The sequence below is a fragment of the Pseudomonas sp. BE134 genome (assembly GCF_031456105.1).
In the GTDB taxonomy this organism is placed as follows: Bacteria; Pseudomonadota; Gammaproteobacteria; order Pseudomonadales; family Pseudomonadaceae; genus Aquipseudomonas.
On record NZ_JAVDUA010000005.1, the window covers coordinates 103,893 to 119,421 of the forward strand.

Genomic DNA, 15,529 nt, shown 5'->3' on the forward strand with positions numbered 1-15,529 from the left:
TTTTGTGCTGTGCGCGAGGCGGCTATTCTAACCGCCGTTCGCCAGAGTCGCGTAGCGATCGCAATCGCGGGTGTGGTCCATCACCATGCCCGATGCCTGCATCAGCGCGTAACAAATCGTCGGCCCGACGAACGTGAAACCGGCCTTTTTCAGGCCTTTGCTCATTTCCACCGCCACCGGCGTGACGGCCGGGACTTCAGTGCGATCCTTGAAATGATTGATCACAGGCGTACCGCCGACGAAGGACCAGAGAAACTCCACCGGGTCCTCCAGCGCCAGCCAGGCCTGGGCATTGCGCCGGGCAGCATTGAGTTTGAGGCGGTTGCGGATGATGCCTGGATCGAGCATCAATTCATCGATTTCCGCATCGCTCATCTGTGCCACGCGCTGGACATCGAAGCCGAACAGCACCTCGCGATAACGCTCCCGTTTACGCAAGACCGTGATCCATGAGAGGCCGGCCTGGAACCCTTCGAGCAAAAGCAACTCGAACAATCCCTGCGCATCGCGTAGCGGCGTGCCCCACTCCTGGTCGTGATAAGCCATGTACAGCGGATCTTCGGAACACCAAAAGCAGCGTGGCATAAGGCTCCAGGGGGCGTGCGCAGCAATGAATCGGGTATACTCCCGCTCTTTAAATCGCAGCCCAAGAAACAGGTGAATTTCGTGAGCCAGCCTACGCCAGCCGTGCGTACCTTCCAAGACTTGATCCTCGCCCTCCAGCAATACTGGGCCGAGCAAGGTTGTGTGGTACTTCAGCCCTACGATATGGAAGTAGGCGCCGGCACTTTCCACACTGCTACATTCCTGCGCGCCATTGGCCCGGAAACCTGGAACGCCGCTTATGTGCAGCCCAGTCGTCGCCCGACTGACGGCCGCTACGGCGAAAACCCGAACCGTCTGCAGCACTACTACCAGTTCCAGGTGGTACTGAAGCCGAACCCGGACAACTTCCAGGAACTGTACCTGGGCTCCCTCAAGCACGTTGGCCTGGACCCGTTGGTCCACGACATTCGCTTCGTTGAGGACAACTGGGAATCGCCAACCCTCGGCGCCTGGGGTCTGGGCTGGGAAGTCTGGCTCAACGGCATGGAAGTAACGCAGTTCACGTACTTCCAGCAAGCGGGCGGCATCGAATGCTACCCGGTGACCGGCGAGATCACTTACGGCCTGGAACGTCTGGCCATGTACCTGCAAGGCGTGGACTCGGTCTACGACCTGGTCTGGGCTGACGGTCCGTTCGGCAAAGTGACCTACGGCGACGTGTTCCACCAGAACGAAGTGGAGCAGTCGACCTACAACTTCGAGCACGCCAACGTCGAGAAGCTGTTCGAACTGTTCGATTTCTACGAAAGCGAAGCCAAGCGCCTGATCGAACTCGATCAACCGCTGCCGTTGCCGAGCTACGAAATGGTGTTGAAGGCCTCCCATACTTTCAACCTGCTGGATGCGCGTCGGGCGATTTCCGTGACCGCGCGTCAGCAATACATTCTGCGTGTGCGCACCCTGGCGCGTTCCGTTGCGCAAGCCTACCTGCTGGCTCGCGCCAAGCTGGGCTTCCCGATGGCGACCCCGGACCTGCGTGATGAAGTACTGGCCAAGCTGGAGGCTGCACAATGAGTGCTCTGGATTTTCTGGTTGAACTGGGCACTGAAGAACTGCCACCCAAAGCCCTGAACACCCTGGCCGAGGCGTTCCTCGCCGGTATCGACAAGGGCCTGCAAGCCGCCGGCCTGAATTACGAAACCAAAACAGTTTATGCCGCGCCACGTCGCCTGGCGGTGCTGATCACGTCGCTGGCCACCCAGCAACCGGATCGCAGCATTAACCTCGATGGTCCGCCACGTCAGGCAGCATTCGATGCTGAAGGCAACCCGACCCAAGCGGCACTGGGTTTTGCCAAGAAGTGCGGCGTCGAACTGAGCGAAATCGATCAGAGCGGCCCGAAGCTGCGTTACAGCCAAAGCATCGCCGGCAAACCGACGTCGAGCCTGCTGCCGACCATCGTTGAAGATTCGCTGAACGACCTGCCGATCCCGAAACGCATGCGTTGGGGCGCTCGCAAGGAAGAATTCGTTCGGCCGACCCAATGGCTGGTGATGCTGCTCGGTGACGAAGTCATCGACTGCACCATCCTCGCCCAGAAGGCCGGCCGTGATTCCCGTGGTCACCGCTTCCACCACCCGGAAAACGTGCGCATCACCTCGCCGGCCAATTACCTGGCCGACTTGCGTGCCGCTTACGTGCTGGCCGATGCCAACGAGCGTCGCGACATCATCAGCAAGCGCACCGAAGAACTGGCCACCCGCCAGGAAGGTACGGCGATTGTTCCGCCGGCGCTGCTCGACGAAGTGACCGCGCTGGTTGAATGGCCGGTGCCGCTGGTGTGCTCGTTCGAAGAGCGTTTCCTCGACGTGCCGCAAGAAGCACTGATCACCACCATGCAGGACAACCAGAAGTACTTCTGCCTGCTGGATGCCGACGGCAAGTTGCTGCCACGTTTCATTACCGTGGCCAACATCGAAAGCAAAGACCCGCAGCAGATCATCGCCGGTAACGAGAAAGTGGTACGCCCACGCCTGACCGACGCCGAGTTCTTCTTCAAGCAAGACAAGAAGCAGAAACTCGAAGACTTCAACCTGCGCCTGCAAAACGTGGTGTTCCAGGAAAAACTCGGCAGCGTTTACGACAAGGCCGAGCGCGTTTCCAAACTGGCCGCATTCATCGCGCAACGCATTGGCGGCAATGCTGCATGGGCTTCCCGTGCGGGCCTGCTGTCCAAGTGCGACCTGTCGACCGAGATGGTCGGTGAGTTCCCGGAGATGCAAGGTGTCGCCGGTTACTACTACGCCCTCAATGACGGCGAGCCGGAAGAAGTCGCCCTGGCGTTGAACGAGCAGTACATGCCACGCGGTGCTGGCGCTGAACTGCCGACCACCCTGACCGGTGCGGCCGTGGCGATCGCCGACAAGCTCGACACGCTGGTGGGCATTTTCGGTATCGGCATGCTGCCAACCGGCAGCAAAGACCCGTATGCCCTGCGCCGTGCAGCGCTGGGTGTGTTGCGCATCCTGATCGACAAGAAGCTTGAACTCGACCTGAACGACGCCGTGGCCTTCGCCGTGAATGCATTCGGTGCCAAGGTCAAGGCTGTCGGCCTGAACGACGCGGTGCTGGAGTTCATCTTCGACCGTCTGCGTGCCCGTTACGAAGACGAAGGTGTCGACGTGGCCACCTACCTGTCGGTTCGTGCCCTGAAGCCGGGTTCAGCGCTGGACTTCGATCAGCGCGTACAAGCGGTCGAGGCCTTCCGCAAATTGCCGGAAGCTGCAGCCCTGGCTGCCGTGAACAAGCGTGTATCGAACTTGCTGAGCAAGGTCGAAGGCTCCGTTCCGACAGTGGTTGAAGCCAAATACTTCGACAATGCCAACGAGTTCTCTCTGTACTCGGCGATCCAGCAGGCTGACCAGGCCGTCCAGCCAATGGCTGCCGCGCGTCAGTACAGCGAATCGCTGGCCCGCCTGGCCGCCTTGCGCGAGCCGGTGGATGCGTTCTTCGAAGCGGTGATGGTCAACGCGGAAGATGCGAAGGTGCGCGCCAACCGTTATGCCTTGCTGGCGCGTCTGCGCGGGCTGTTCCTCGGCGTCGCTGATATTTCGTTGCTGAGCTAAGGGGTTGCTGTTGAAACTGCTGATTCTCGATCGCGACGGGGTGATCAATTACGACTCCGACGCTTACATCAAGTCGGTGGAGGAGTGGATTCCACTCCCCGGTTCGATCGAAGCCATCGCGCAGTTGAGCAAGGCCGGCTGGACGGTAGCGGTCGCTACCAACCAGTCGGGCATTGCTCGCGGCTATTACGACATCGCTACCCTGGACGCCATGCACGAGCGCTTGCGCGCACTAGTGGCGGAGCAGGGCGGTGAAGTCGGGCTGATCGTCTATTGCCCACACGGGCCGGACGAAGGCTGCAATTGCCGCAAACCGAAACCCGGGATGTTGAAAATCATCGCCGAGCATTACAACGTGTCGCTGACCCATCTTTGGTTCGTTGGCGACAGCCTTGGTGACCTGGAAGCCGCCAAAGCCGTCGACTCACAGCCAGTTTTGGTAAAGACCGGGAAAGGCGAAAAGACGTTGGGCAAGACCCTACCGGTAGGCACCTTGATTTTTGACGATCTGGCGGCGATTGCCGCAGAACTTATCCACAATTAAAGTGCTTCGATTATTCCGATTAAGGACTGATCGGGAGTGCGCTTATAGACGGGCAGAGCCCGCACGGTAAACGTCACCATGTCGATACTGCAGGCCATCAGAACTTTCCTCTTTTACCTTCTGCTGGGCACCAGCTCATTGCTCTGGTGCAGCCTGAGCTTTTTCATCGCGCCGTTTCTGCCGTTCAAGGCGCGTTATCGCTTCATCAACGTGTACTGGTGCCGCTGCGCCTTGTGGCTGAGCAAAATATTCCTGGGCATCAGCTACGTAGTGAAGGGTGCCGAGAACGTGCCTGATCAGCCCTGCGTGATTCAGTCGAACCACCAGAGCACATGGGAGACGTTCTTTCTATCCGCTTATTTCGAACCGTTGAGCCAGGTGCTCAAGCGTTCATTGCTGTTTGTGCCGTTCTTCGGCTGGGCCATGGCCATGCTGCGACCGATCGCCATCGACCGCGACAATCCAAAAGCCGCGCTCAAGCATGTGGCGAAGAAGGGCGATGAACTGCTGAGGGATGGCGTCTGGGTGCTGATTTTCCCTGAGGGGACTCGCGTGCCTTTTGGCACTATCGGCAAGTTCTCGCGCGGTGGCACCGCATTGGCCGTTAACGCCGCGCTTCCGGTACTGCCGATTGCGCACAATGCCGGCAAGTTTTGGCCAAAAACCGGTTGGGCGAAGAAGCATGGTGTCATCACCGTGATCATAGGCGCACCGATGTACGCCGAGGGTAGCGGGCCGCGCGCCATCGCCGATCTGAACGACCGGGTGCAAGCCTGGAACGAGCAGATGCAACGGGAAATGGGCTCGCTGCCCGCGGCCCCCGCGGCACCAACCGCCAGTGATCAAGTGGCTGTCTAAGATTCTGTGGATAACCTGTGTACCGTTTTCTCGAAATCTAGCGATTTTGTTATTTAAGTTACTGATTTATATACATATTTCTTAAACACATAAAACGCTGAAATTGGTGCATAAGTTTTTTCAGGGAGCAAAAAAACCGGTTGATATAGCCGGTTTTTTTATGCCCTCCATTTGCTGTTTTCCACTCTATGGAATTCGGCGTGGCGGTGCTCGTTTTGACACAGGTCCTAACATTTCATCTCTTGCGCCGATTCATTTAGACTCGTCCATTGGCTCATAGGGCGATGCAACCCTATAACGGATGTCTAAATAAATTCTTATGAAAAAAATCATCGATACCGTCCGAAATCATTTTTGGAAGAAATGGATTCGCAGGCATAAATGCAAAGTGGCAGGCGGTGTGTTGTCGTTGTTCAAGAGATCGACGCTGACTCTGGAAGAGGGGGTATCTCTGGGGTATGTGGTCATAGAATCAAAAAAACTGGGAATCGGTGCCCATACCTATATCCGAAGTGATTGCGTCCTATCTGCAGTCGCTTCTATTGGTCGATTCTGTTCTATTGGCAGTGGCTGTTTTATCGGACAGCAAAAGAGTTCACATCCGTCAGACTGGCTCAGTTCACATCCTTTTCAGTACACCGATACGGACCTGACTTACGATCCCGAGGTTGCTGATGTCACGATTGGCCACGATGTCTGGATTGGGCACAGTGCGATGATCCTGGAAGGGGTCACAGTCGGCACAGGTGCAATTATCGCAACCCGCGCTTTGGTTGCCCATGACGTGCCACCCTACGCTATCGTTGCCGGGATCCCTGCAAAAGTCGTCAAGTATCGGCATGCACCTGAGCTAATTGAAAAACTGATCAGTAGCCAGTGGTGGGATCATGATGTCGAATTGCTCAAGACGTTGCCGTTGAATGATCCACACACCACTTTAGCGCTATTGGCAGACAGGCCTGAAGAAGGTCGTGCCCGCTATAAGCAGATTCAAATCACTCGCAAAAAGTGCAGCGTCCTGCCCTCCCTGTAAATCGATGGGGACAACGTTCCCGTCTTAAACCAGACAATAAAAAAGGCCAACGTTAAACGTTGGCCTTTTTTGTTTGGCAGATTCTCTGGATCAGAAGTCCAGGTTGGAAACCGCCAGTGCGTTACTTTCGATGAAGTCACGGCGAGGTTCGACCGCATCACCCATCAGGGTGTTGAAGATCTGGTCTGCGCCAATGGCGTCTTCGATGGTCACTTTGAGCATCCGGCGCTGTGCTGGGTCCATGGTGGTTTCCCACAGCTGATCCGGGTTCATCTCACCCAGACCTTTGTATCGCTGGATGGTGTGACGCTTGGTACTTTCAGCCATCAGCCATTCAAGGGCTTCCTTGAACTCGGTGACTGGCTTCTTGCGCTCGCCACGCTGGATGTACGCGCCGTCGTCGAGCAGGGTGCTCAATTGAGCGCCCAGGGAAACGACCGTCTTGTAGTCGTTGCTGCCGAAGAAGTCGCGGTTGAAGGTGACGTAGTTCGACAGGCCGTGGGAGATCAGTTCGACCTCTGGCAGCCAGACGTTACGTTCACGGTCTTCACGCAGGCTGGCTTTGTACACCAGGCCGGATTTCTCGACGGTACGCAGGCGTACTTCGTATTGAGCCAGCCAATCTTGCATCGCTGCGTGATCGGACAGTTGATCCATGCTCACCGCTGGCAGGTAGATGAAGTGCTCGGTCAGCTCCTGCGGGTACAGACGCGACAGTCGCTTGAGGGTCTTCATTACCAGACGGAAGTCATTCACCAGACGCTCAAGCGCTTCACCGGAGATGCCCGGTGCTTCTTCGTTCAGGTGCAGACTTGCATCTTCCAGGGCCGACTGCGTCATGTACTCTTCCATGGCGTCGTCGTCTTTGATGTATTGCTCTTGCTTGCCTTTCTTGACCTTGTACAACGGTGGCTGCGCAATGTAGATGTAGCCACGCTCGATCAGCTCCGGCAGCTGACGGAAGAAGAAGGTCAGCAGCAGGGTACGGATGTGCGAACCGTCGACGTCAGCATCGGTCATGATGATGATGTTGTGATAGCGCAGCTTGTCGATGTTGTACTCGTCGCGGCCGATGCCACAGCCCAGCGCGGTGATCAAGGTGCCTACTTCTTGCGAAGAGATCATCTTGTCGAAGCGTGCCTTCTCGACGTTCAGGATCTTGCCCTTGAGCGGCAGGATGGCCTGGGTGCGGCGATTGCGACCCTGCTTGGCGGAGCCGCCAGCAGAGTCACCTTCCACGAGGTACAGTTCGGACAGGGCAGGGTCTTTTTCCTGGCAGTCCGCGAGTTTGCCCGGCAGGCCGGCGATATCCAGCGCGCCTTTACGACGGGTCATCTCACGGGCTTTACGCGCTGCTTCACGCGCACGCGCCGCATCGATCATCTTGCCGACGACCAGTTTGGCTTCGTTCGGGTTTTCCAGCAGGAAGTCGGAGAAGTACTTGCCCATTTCCTGTTCAACTGCGGTCTTCACTTCGGAAGACACCAGCTTGTCTTTGGTCTGGGAGCTGAACTTCGGATCCGGTACTTTCACCGAAATGATCGCGGTCAGACCTTCACGGGCGTCGTCACCGGTGGTCGCGACTTTGTGCTTCTTCGCCAGACCTTCAGCTTCGATGTAGGTGTTCAGGTTACGCGTCAGTGCGGAACGGAAACCCACCAGGTGAGTACCGCCATCGCGCTGAGGAATGTTGTTGGTGAAGCACAACAGGTTCTCGTTGAAGCTGTCGTTCCACTGCAGGGCGATTTCCACGCCGATGCCGTCTTCACGCTGGATGTTGAAGTGGAACACCTGGTTGACCGCAGTCTTGTTGGTGTTCAGGTATTCAACGAACGCACGCAGGCCACCTTCGTACTTGAACAGCTCTTCCTTGCCGCTGCGTTCATCCTTGAGGACGATGCCGACACCGGAGTTGAGGAAGGACAGTTCACGAATCCGCTTGGCCAGGATGTCCCAGCTGAAGTGGATGTTCTTGAAGGTTTCAGCCGAAGGCTTGAAGTGAATCTGGGTGCCTGTGGTTTCGCTCTCGCCAACGATCTTCATCGGCTCTTGCGGAACACCGTGGACGTAAGTCTGTTCCCAGATCTTGCCACTGCGGCGGACCGTCAGGATCAGCTCCTTGGACAGTGCGTTCACTACCGACACACCTACACCGTGCAGACCGCCGGACACTTTGTAGGAGTTATCGTCGAACTTACCGCCGGCGTGCAGCACGGTCATGATGACCTCGGCTGCCGACACGCCTTCTTCTTTGTGAACGTCTACCGGGATGCCACGGCCGTTGTCACGAACGGTGATCGACTCATCCGGGTGAATGATGATGCTGATGTCGTCGCAGTGGCCGGCGAGAGCTTCGTCGATCGAGTTATCGACCACTTCAAACACCATGTGGTGCAGACCGCTGCCATCGTCGGTGTCACCAATGTACATACCGGGACGTTTGCGTACGGCATCCAGGCCTTTCAGCACTTTAATGCTCGTTGAGTCGTACGTATTTTCTTCGCTCAATGCCTTCACTCCCGATGGTCGTGGGTCTGGGTGATACGGCCCTGTTCCACGTGGAACAGAGCGACTGGCGTTTCCGTCTGCCAGCCTTCCCTCAATAATTCGTGATCTACACAGGTGATAAAGACCTGGCAGCGTAAGTCTTCCAGCAAGCGGCAAAGCGCGCGGCGGTGAAGCTCGTCCAGTTCGGACGGCAGGTCATCCACCAGATAAATACACTGGCCGCGTCGGGCCTGGCTAACCAGGTGCCCTTGGGCAATCCGCAATGCACAGACCACCAACTTCTGCTGACCCCGGGACAAAATGTCCGCGGCATTATGTGCGCCCAGTCTGAGGCGCAAATCAGCGCGTTGTGGTCCAGCCTGGGTGTGACCCATTTGCTGGTCCCGGTGAAGGGACCCAGCGAGTACGGCGCTCAGTTCGCGGTCTTTGTCCCAGCCTCGGTAATAGCTGAGGGTCAAGCCTTCAAGCTCAACCAGTTCGCTCAAGGTCTGTTCAAAGACTGGTTTCAAGGCTTTGATGTAAGCGCGGCGGTATTCATCTATTTCTGCGCTGGCCTGGCACAGTTCCCTGTCCCAAACCGCTTGCGAAACGGCGTCAAGTGTACCATGTCGCAGCCAAGAGTTTCTCTGGCGCAGGGCCTTCTGCAAGCGCTGCCAAGTGGACATGAAACGCGGTTCCACGTGGAACACGCCCCAGTCGAGAAACTGTCGCCGAATCTTCGGCGCGCCTTCCAGTAAGCGGAAGCTGTCAGGGTTGATCAGCTGGAGTGGCAGGATCTCCGCCAACTGCGCCGCGCTGCGGGCATTCTGACCGTCGATGCGAATTTGAAATTCACCCTGACGGTCACGCGAGATACCCAACGCGCTGTGCCCACCCTCAGCCAATTCAACCTGGCCAAACACGGTGCACGCCAATTGCTCGTATTGAATCACCGGCAACAGACGGCTGCTACGAAACGAACGGGCAAGCCCCAGCAGATGGATGGCTTCCAGAACACTGGTTTTGCCGCTGCCGTTGGCGCCGTAAAGAATGTTGATTCGGGGGGAGGGGGAGAAGGTCACCGGGTGCAAATTGCGCACCGCGGTGACCGAGACGCGACTTAGCGACATCTAGCTTCTGCTGAACATGATTACAGGCGCATCGGCATGACAACGTAAGCCGAGTCGTCGTTGTCGGACTCTTGCACCAGCGCACTGCTGTTGGAGTCGGACAGGATCAAGCGAACTTGCTCAGTGGTCATCACACCCAGCACGTCGAGCAGATAGCTGACGTTGAAGCCGATTTCCAGGGAGCCACCGTTGTACTCAACGCCAACTTCTTCTTCCGCTTCTTCCTGTTCCGGGTTGTTTGCCTGGATTTTAAGCTGGCCGTTGGCCAGTTGCAGACGGATACCACGGTACTTCTCGTTCGACAGAATCGCAGTACGGCTGAAGGCTTCACGCAGCGCTTGACGGTCGCCGAGTACCAGCTTGTCGCCGCCTTTAGGCAGAACACGCTCGTAATCCGGGAATTTACCGTCAACCAGTTTCGAGGTGAAGGTGAACTCGCCGGTGGTCGCACGGATGTGGTGCTGACCCAGGACGATGCTGACGATGCCGTCCGGCTCGGTCAGCAGTCGTGCCAGTTCAAGGATGCCCTTGCGTGGAACGATGACCTGATGGCGATCCGGCTGACCGATATCGGCCTGCATCGAGCACATGGCCAGACGGTGACCGTCGGTGGCCACGGCGCGAATGATGCCGGCCGAGACTTCCAGCAGCATACCGTTCAGATAGTAACGAACGTCCTGCTGGGCCATTGCAAAGCTGGTGCGCTCAATCAGGCGACGCAGCTTGCTTTGCTCCAGGCTGCAGGTCAGCGAGCCGGGGCCTTCTTCCACGGTAGGGAAATCGTTGGCCGGCAGGGTCGACAGGGTGAAGCGGCTACGGCCAGCCTTCACTACCAGTTTCTGTTCGTCGACCTTGATGTCGATCAGCGCGTCGTTTGGCAGGCTCTTGCAGATGTCCATCAACTTGCGCGCGGGCACAGTGATGGAACCTGGATCAGCCGGCTCTTCAAGTTGCACACGACCGACCAGCTCGACTTCCAGGTCGGTACCGGTCAGCGACAATTGCTGGCCTTCGACAACCAGCAGCACGTTGGAGAGCACCGGCAAGGTCTGTCGGCGCTCGACGACGCCTGCGACCAGTTGCAGGGGTTTCAACAGGGCTTCGCGTTGAATGGTGAAATGCATGGTCTAGTCCCTTGCCTTAATAAGCTGCGCTGGTGTTCATCAAGTGGTCAGTGTACGCAGCAGGTTCTTGTAGTCCTCGCGGATGTCCGCGTCGGATTCCTTAAGTTCGTTGATCTTGCGGCAGGCGTGCAAAACAGTGGTGTGGTCGCGGCCGCCAAACACATCGCCGATTTCCGGCAGGCTGTGGTTAGTCAACTCTTTGGACAATGCCATTGCAACCTGACGCGGACGTGCGACCGAACGTGAACGACGCTTGGACAGCAAGTCGGAGATCTTGATCTTGTAGTACTCGGCGACCGTGCGCTGAATGTTATCCACAGAGACCAATTTGTCTTGCAGCGCCAACAAGTCCTTCAGGGATTCGCGAATCAGTTCGATGGTGATGTCGCGGCCCATGAAGTGCGAGTGGGCGATCACGCGTTTCAGCGCGCCTTCCAGCTCACGGACGTTGGAGCGAATGCGTTGGGCAATGAAAAACGCGGCGTCATGTGGCAGATCGACTTTGGCCTGGTCAGCCTTTTTCATCAGGATCGCGACGCGCGTTTCCAGCTCCGGCGGCTCGACGGCAACCGTCAGGCCCCAGCCGAAGCGGGATTTGAGACGCTCTTCAAGGCCTTCAATTTCTTTCGGGTAGCGGTCACTGGTGAGAATGACCTGCTGGCCACCTTCAAGCAGGGCGTTGAAGGTGTGGAAAAACTCTTCCTGGGACCGTTCCTTGCGGGCGAAGAATTGAATGTCATCGATCAGCAACGCATCCACCGAACGGTAGAAGCGCTTGAACTCGTTGATCGCATTCAGTTGGAGCGCCTTGACCATGTCAGCCACGAAACGCTCGGAATGCAGGTAAACGACCTTGGCATTCGGGTTCTTCTTTAATAGATGGTTACCCACAGCGTGCATCAAGTGGGTCTTACCCAAGCCAACGCCGCCATAAAGGAAGAGCGGGTTGTAACCGTGCTTGGGATTGTCCGCCACCTGCCAGGCCGCGGCCCGGGCCAATTGGTTGGACTTACCTTCAACGAAATTTTCAAAGGTGAAGGTGCGGTTCAGGTAACTGGTGTGCTTGAGCGCGCCTTCAACTTGCACGGTGCGCTGTTCGGAGCGCACCGGTGCTTGTTGCGAGCTCGCGCCAGCCATCGGGTCGAAGCTGTCGCGGGACGGCTCTTCATTGATCTCGGCCACTTTTTGCGTTGCACGTTTGGTCGGTGCGCTGGCAGTCGGCGCTGGTGCCGGAGCACTCACGGGTGCTTGAGCAGCCTGAGCCTGAGACGCAGCGGCAGCCAACGGCGCATTCGGAGCAGCACGCGGTGCCGAACTGCGTTTGCTGCCTATTAATAAGGACAGCACCGGCGCCATGCCGTTGCCGTGCTCATCGAGCAGTTCAAGAACGCGGCCCAGATACTTTTCGTTGACCCAGTCGAGAACAAAGCGGTTCGGTGCGTAGACACGCAACTCGTCGCCTTCGGCTTCGACCTGTAGTGGACGGATCCAAGTGTTGAATTGTTGGGCTGGCAGCTCTTCGCGCAAAAGCTCCACGCACTGCTGCCAAAGTTCCACTGACACGGATATCCCCTAAGTTGAAAGCCGGTGAGGCAAAAACAAGCGGCCATTGTAGCGACCAGACGCCGACTTATCCACACGTAGGTGGATCACTGAACAAGAACAATCAACGCTTTATACGCAAAAAACACGACGAGTGGTCTGTGCATAAGCTCTGTGGATAACCGGGTCTAAGGTCGTTGCACAAGTAGGGGGGAAACTCGGTGGATAACCAGCCTGTGGATAACAAGCCCTTTCACCCACAGGTTATCCGACAGCGCAGCACAGGCTGCCCCCTGTTTTCCACGGTAGTTGTCATTCTCTGTACAGCACGGATTAGAAGGCTCAAAGGCAGTTATCCACAGATGATCGCTTGCCTAGCTTTTATAAGCTTTACAGAAAAGCTTTAAATAATTCCTTTCTTATATTTATTTCTGACGGCGGGTTAATCACGGGCAAAACCTCTGGAGATCTATTTATAAGGAAACGTTGGTTGGAAATTGACCTAGAGGCTTGCTTTCTCTAGAATCCCCGGTCTCTTAAAACGGGGGCCATTCCGGCCCGTTGTGGACGAACCAGGTAACACGACAATGAAACGTACTTTCCAACCAAGCACTATCAAACGCGCTCGTACCCACGGTTTCCGTGCTCGCATGGCTACCAAGAACGGTCGTGCCGTCCTGTCGCGTCGTCGCGCCAAAGGTCGTGCGCGTCTGGCAGTTTGATAATCCGGCACTGGAGGTGAGTCAGGACTTCAGTCGGGAAAAGCGTCTGCTTACTCCCCGGCATTTCAAGGCAGTCTTTGACTCCCCTACCGGCAAGGTTCCGGGGAAAAATCTCCTGCTCCTTGCGCGCAACAACGATCTTGATCACCCCCGTCTCGGGTTGGTTATCGGGAAAAAGAGCGTAAAGCTCTCCGTCGAGCGCAATCGCCTCAAACGTCTGATGCGCGAATCGTTCCGTCTGCACCAGGATTCACTGGTCGGCTGGGACATCGTTATCGTCGCGCGCAAAGGTTTGGGTGACGTAGAAAACCCCGAATTGATTCAGCATTTCGGCAAACTCTGGAAGCGTCTGGCACGCAGCACGCCGGTACCAGCAGTCAAAACCGAAACTGTAGGGGTAGACAGTCCCGATGCGTAAACTGGCACTCGTTCCGATCCAGTTTTATCGCTATGCCATTAGTCCTCTGATGGCCAGTCACTGTCGCTTCTACCCCAGTTGTTCCTGCTACGCGTATGAAGCCATAGAAAATCATGGCCTTCTGCGCGGTGGCTGGCTGACCTTTCGTCGTTTAGGTCGCTGTCATCCGTGGAATCCCGGTGGTTATGACCCGGTTCCATTTATCCCTACCTCCCGTTCTTCTTCGATGGCCGAGTAATCATGGATATCAAACGCACGATCCTGATCGTCGCCCTGGCAATCGTGTCCTACGTTATGGTTCTTAAATGGAACCAGGACTATGGTCAGGCTGCCCTGCCGACTCAGAATGTTGCTTCCAGTACTACCGCACCGGGCTTACCGGATACGGCTACTGGCAATAATGCTTCTGTCAGTGACGACATTCCACGCGCCGCAAGCGATACCAGTGCCACTGCACCTGCTGAAACACCAGTAGCTGCAAGCAAAGACCTCATCCAGATCAAAACGGATGTGCTCAACCTGGCCGTCGATCCACAAGGTGGGGATGTTGCCCAGCTGACGCTGCCGCTGTATCCACGTCGCCAGGACCATCCGGATATCCCGTTCCAGTTGTTCGATAACGGCAACGAGCTGACTTATCTGGCTCAAAGCGGTTTGATCGGCACTGATGGTCCGGATGCAAGTCCTGCCGGTCGTCCGGTCTGGTCCTCGGAGAAAAAGGTTTACCAACTGGCTGACGGTCAGGACCAATTGGTCGTAGACCTGAAATTCAGCAAGGACGGCGTCAACTACATCAAGCGTTTCACTCTGAAACGCGGCCAGTACGATGTCGGCGTTTCCTACTTGATCGACAACGAAAGCGCCAAACCTTGGTCGGGTGCGATGTTCGCCCAACTGAAGCGTGATGCCAGCTCCGATCCTTCTTCCAGCACTGCCACCGGCACCGCGACTTACCTGGGCGCAGCCCTGTGGACAAGTAACGAGCCGTACAAGAAAGTGTCGATGAAGGACATGGACAAGGCTGCGCTGAAAGAAACCGTCAACGGTGGTTGGGTTGCCTGGTTGCAACACTACTTCGTGACTGCGTGGATTCCGGCGAAGGGCGAAAACAATGTCGTCCAGACCCGTAAAGACAGCAAAGGCAACTACATCATCGGCTATACCGCCCCGGCAATCACCGTTGCGCCAGGTGCGAAAGCTGAAGTCAGCGCTGTTCTGTACGCCGGGCCGAAAAGCCAGGCAGTCCTGAAAGAGTTGTCCCCAGGTCTGGAATTGACCGTCGACTACGGCATTCTGTGGTTCATTGCCCAGCCAATCTTCTGGCTGTTGCAACATATCCACGCGCTGGTCGGTAACTGGGGCTGGTCGATCATCTTCCTGACCATGCTGATCAAAGGGATTTTCTTCCCTCTGTCGGCCGCCAGCTACAAATCCATGGCGCGCATGCGTGCAGTGGCTCCGAAACTGGCCGCGCTGAAAGAGCAACATGGCGATGACCGGCAGAAAATGTCGCAAGCCATGATGGAGCTGTACAAGAAAGAGAAGATCAATCCGCTGGGTGGTTGCTTGCCAATCCTCGTGCAGATGCCGGTATTCCTTTCGCTGTACTGGGTTCTGCTGGAAAGCGTTGAAATGCGCCAAGCGCCGTTCATGCTGTGGATCACTGACCTGTCGATCAAGGATCCGTTCTTCATTCTGCCGATCATCATGGGTGCAACCATGTTCATCCAGCAGCAGTTGAACCCGACACCTCCGGACCCGATGCAGGCCAAGGTAATGAAGCTGATGCCAATCATCTTCACCTTCTTCTTCCTGTGGTTCCCGGCTGGTCTGGTGCTGTACTGGGTAGTGAACAACTGCCTGTCCATCGCCCAACAGTGGTACATCACACGTAAAGTTGAAGCGGCTGCCAACGCAGCTGCCTGATTTACACTGTAGATAACCACTCAAAACGCCCCCTAGTGGGGCGTTTTGCTATCTGTCACTTTTGTCTGGATACC

14 protein-coding genes are annotated in these 15,529 nt (G+C 56.6%); 9 read left to right on the plus strand and 5 right to left on the minus strand.

What is annotated here, in order from left to right; all coding sequences use genetic code 11:
• Positions 1-27 precede the first annotated feature (27 nt).
• The gene (gene tag, locus J2Y56_RS06445) at positions 28-585 is read right to left on the minus strand and encodes a DNA-3-methyladenine glycosylase I (protein ID WP_007948114.1); all 558 of its coding nucleotides are present in this window, start codon (positions 583-585) and stop codon (positions 28-30) included.
• An 81-nt stretch (positions 586-666) separates the two neighbouring features.
• Between tag and glyQ the strand changes: the two genes are divergently transcribed.
• From glyQ to J2Y56_RS06470, 5 genes are all read left to right on the plus strand, one after another.
• On the plus strand, positions 667-1,620 hold the full coding sequence (gene glyQ, locus J2Y56_RS06450; RefSeq protein WP_003213601.1) for a glycine--tRNA ligase subunit alpha: 954 nt from the start codon (positions 667-669) through the stop codon (positions 1,618-1,620).
• Complete coding sequence (gene glyS / locus J2Y56_RS06455; RefSeq protein WP_007948112.1) at positions 1,617-3,671, plus strand: glycine--tRNA ligase subunit beta; 2,055 nt, start codon at positions 1,617-1,619, stop codon at positions 3,669-3,671. The genes glyQ and glyS overlap by 4 nt, the downstream gene beginning before the upstream one ends.
• A 4-nt stretch (positions 3,672-3,675) precedes the next feature.
• On the plus strand, positions 3,676-4,215 hold the full coding sequence (gene gmhB / locus J2Y56_RS06460) for a D-glycero-beta-D-manno-heptose 1,7-bisphosphate 7-phosphatase (RefSeq protein ID WP_310333316.1): 540 nt from the start codon (positions 3,676-3,678) through the stop codon (positions 4,213-4,215).
• Between the two features lie 78 nt (positions 4,216-4,293).
• A complete protein-coding gene (locus J2Y56_RS06465; protein ID WP_310349318.1) occupies positions 4,294-5,073 on the plus strand; it encodes a lysophospholipid acyltransferase family protein in 780 nt (259 codons plus the stop codon).
• Positions 5,074-5,392: 319 nt separating this feature from the next.
• Positions 5,393-6,106, plus strand: coding sequence for a CatB-related O-acetyltransferase (locus J2Y56_RS06470; RefSeq protein WP_007948109.1), 714 nt, complete (start codon positions 5,393-5,395; stop codon positions 6,104-6,106).
• 90 nt (positions 6,107-6,196) lie between these two features.
• Here J2Y56_RS06470 and gyrB read toward each other — a convergent pair whose 3' ends face one another.
• Genes gyrB through dnaA form a run of 4 tightly spaced genes read right to left on the minus strand, consistent with a single transcriptional unit; the run spans position 6,197 to position 12,410 of the window.
• On the minus strand, positions 6,197-8,614 hold the full coding sequence (gene gyrB / locus J2Y56_RS06475) for a DNA topoisomerase (ATP-hydrolyzing) subunit B (RefSeq protein WP_007948108.1): 2,418 nt from the start codon (positions 8,612-8,614) through the stop codon (positions 6,197-6,199).
• 5 nt (positions 8,615-8,619) lie between these two features.
• On the minus strand, positions 8,620-9,723 hold the full coding sequence (gene recF / locus J2Y56_RS06480; RefSeq protein WP_310349323.1) for a DNA replication/repair protein RecF: 1,104 nt from the start codon (positions 9,721-9,723) through the stop codon (positions 8,620-8,622).
• Positions 9,724-9,743: 20 nt separating this feature from the next.
• Positions 9,744-10,847: a DNA polymerase III subunit beta gene (gene dnaN, locus J2Y56_RS06485; protein ID WP_007948106.1), complete on the minus strand. Its 1,104-nt coding sequence runs from the start codon at positions 10,845-10,847 to the stop codon at positions 9,744-9,746.
• Positions 10,848-10,886: 39 nt separating this feature from the next.
• A complete protein-coding gene (gene dnaA, locus J2Y56_RS06490; RefSeq protein WP_007948104.1) occupies positions 10,887-12,410 on the minus strand; it encodes a chromosomal replication initiator protein DnaA in 1,524 nt (507 codons plus the stop codon).
• Positions 12,411-12,976: 566 nt separating this feature from the next.
• Between dnaA and rpmH the strand changes: the two genes are divergently transcribed.
• Genes rpmH through yidC form a run of 4 tightly spaced genes read left to right on the plus strand, consistent with a single transcriptional unit; the run spans position 12,977 to position 15,455 of the window.
• Positions 12,977-13,111 (plus strand): 50S ribosomal protein L34, encoded by a 135-nt coding sequence (gene rpmH / locus J2Y56_RS06495; RefSeq protein WP_003213577.1) that lies wholly within the window; start codon positions 12,977-12,979, stop codon positions 13,109-13,111.
• Between the two features lie 16 nt (positions 13,112-13,127).
• On the plus strand, positions 13,128-13,529 hold the full coding sequence (rnpA, locus tag J2Y56_RS06500) for a ribonuclease P protein component (protein ID WP_027926203.1): 402 nt from the start codon (positions 13,128-13,130) through the stop codon (positions 13,527-13,529).
• Positions 13,522-13,767 carry a membrane protein insertion efficiency factor YidD gene (gene yidD, locus J2Y56_RS06505; RefSeq protein ID WP_310349326.1) on the plus strand — a complete coding sequence of 82 codons (246 nt, stop codon included), beginning with the start codon at positions 13,522-13,524 and terminating at the stop codon, positions 13,765-13,767. Before rnpA ends, yidD begins: the two co-directional genes overlap by 8 nt.
• A gap of 2 nt (positions 13,768-13,769) precedes the next feature.
• Positions 13,770-15,455, plus strand: coding sequence for a membrane protein insertase YidC (gene yidC / locus J2Y56_RS06510; protein ID WP_007948101.1), 1,686 nt, complete (start codon positions 13,770-13,772; stop codon positions 15,453-15,455).
• The last annotated feature ends 74 nt before the right edge of the window (positions 15,456-15,529 follow it).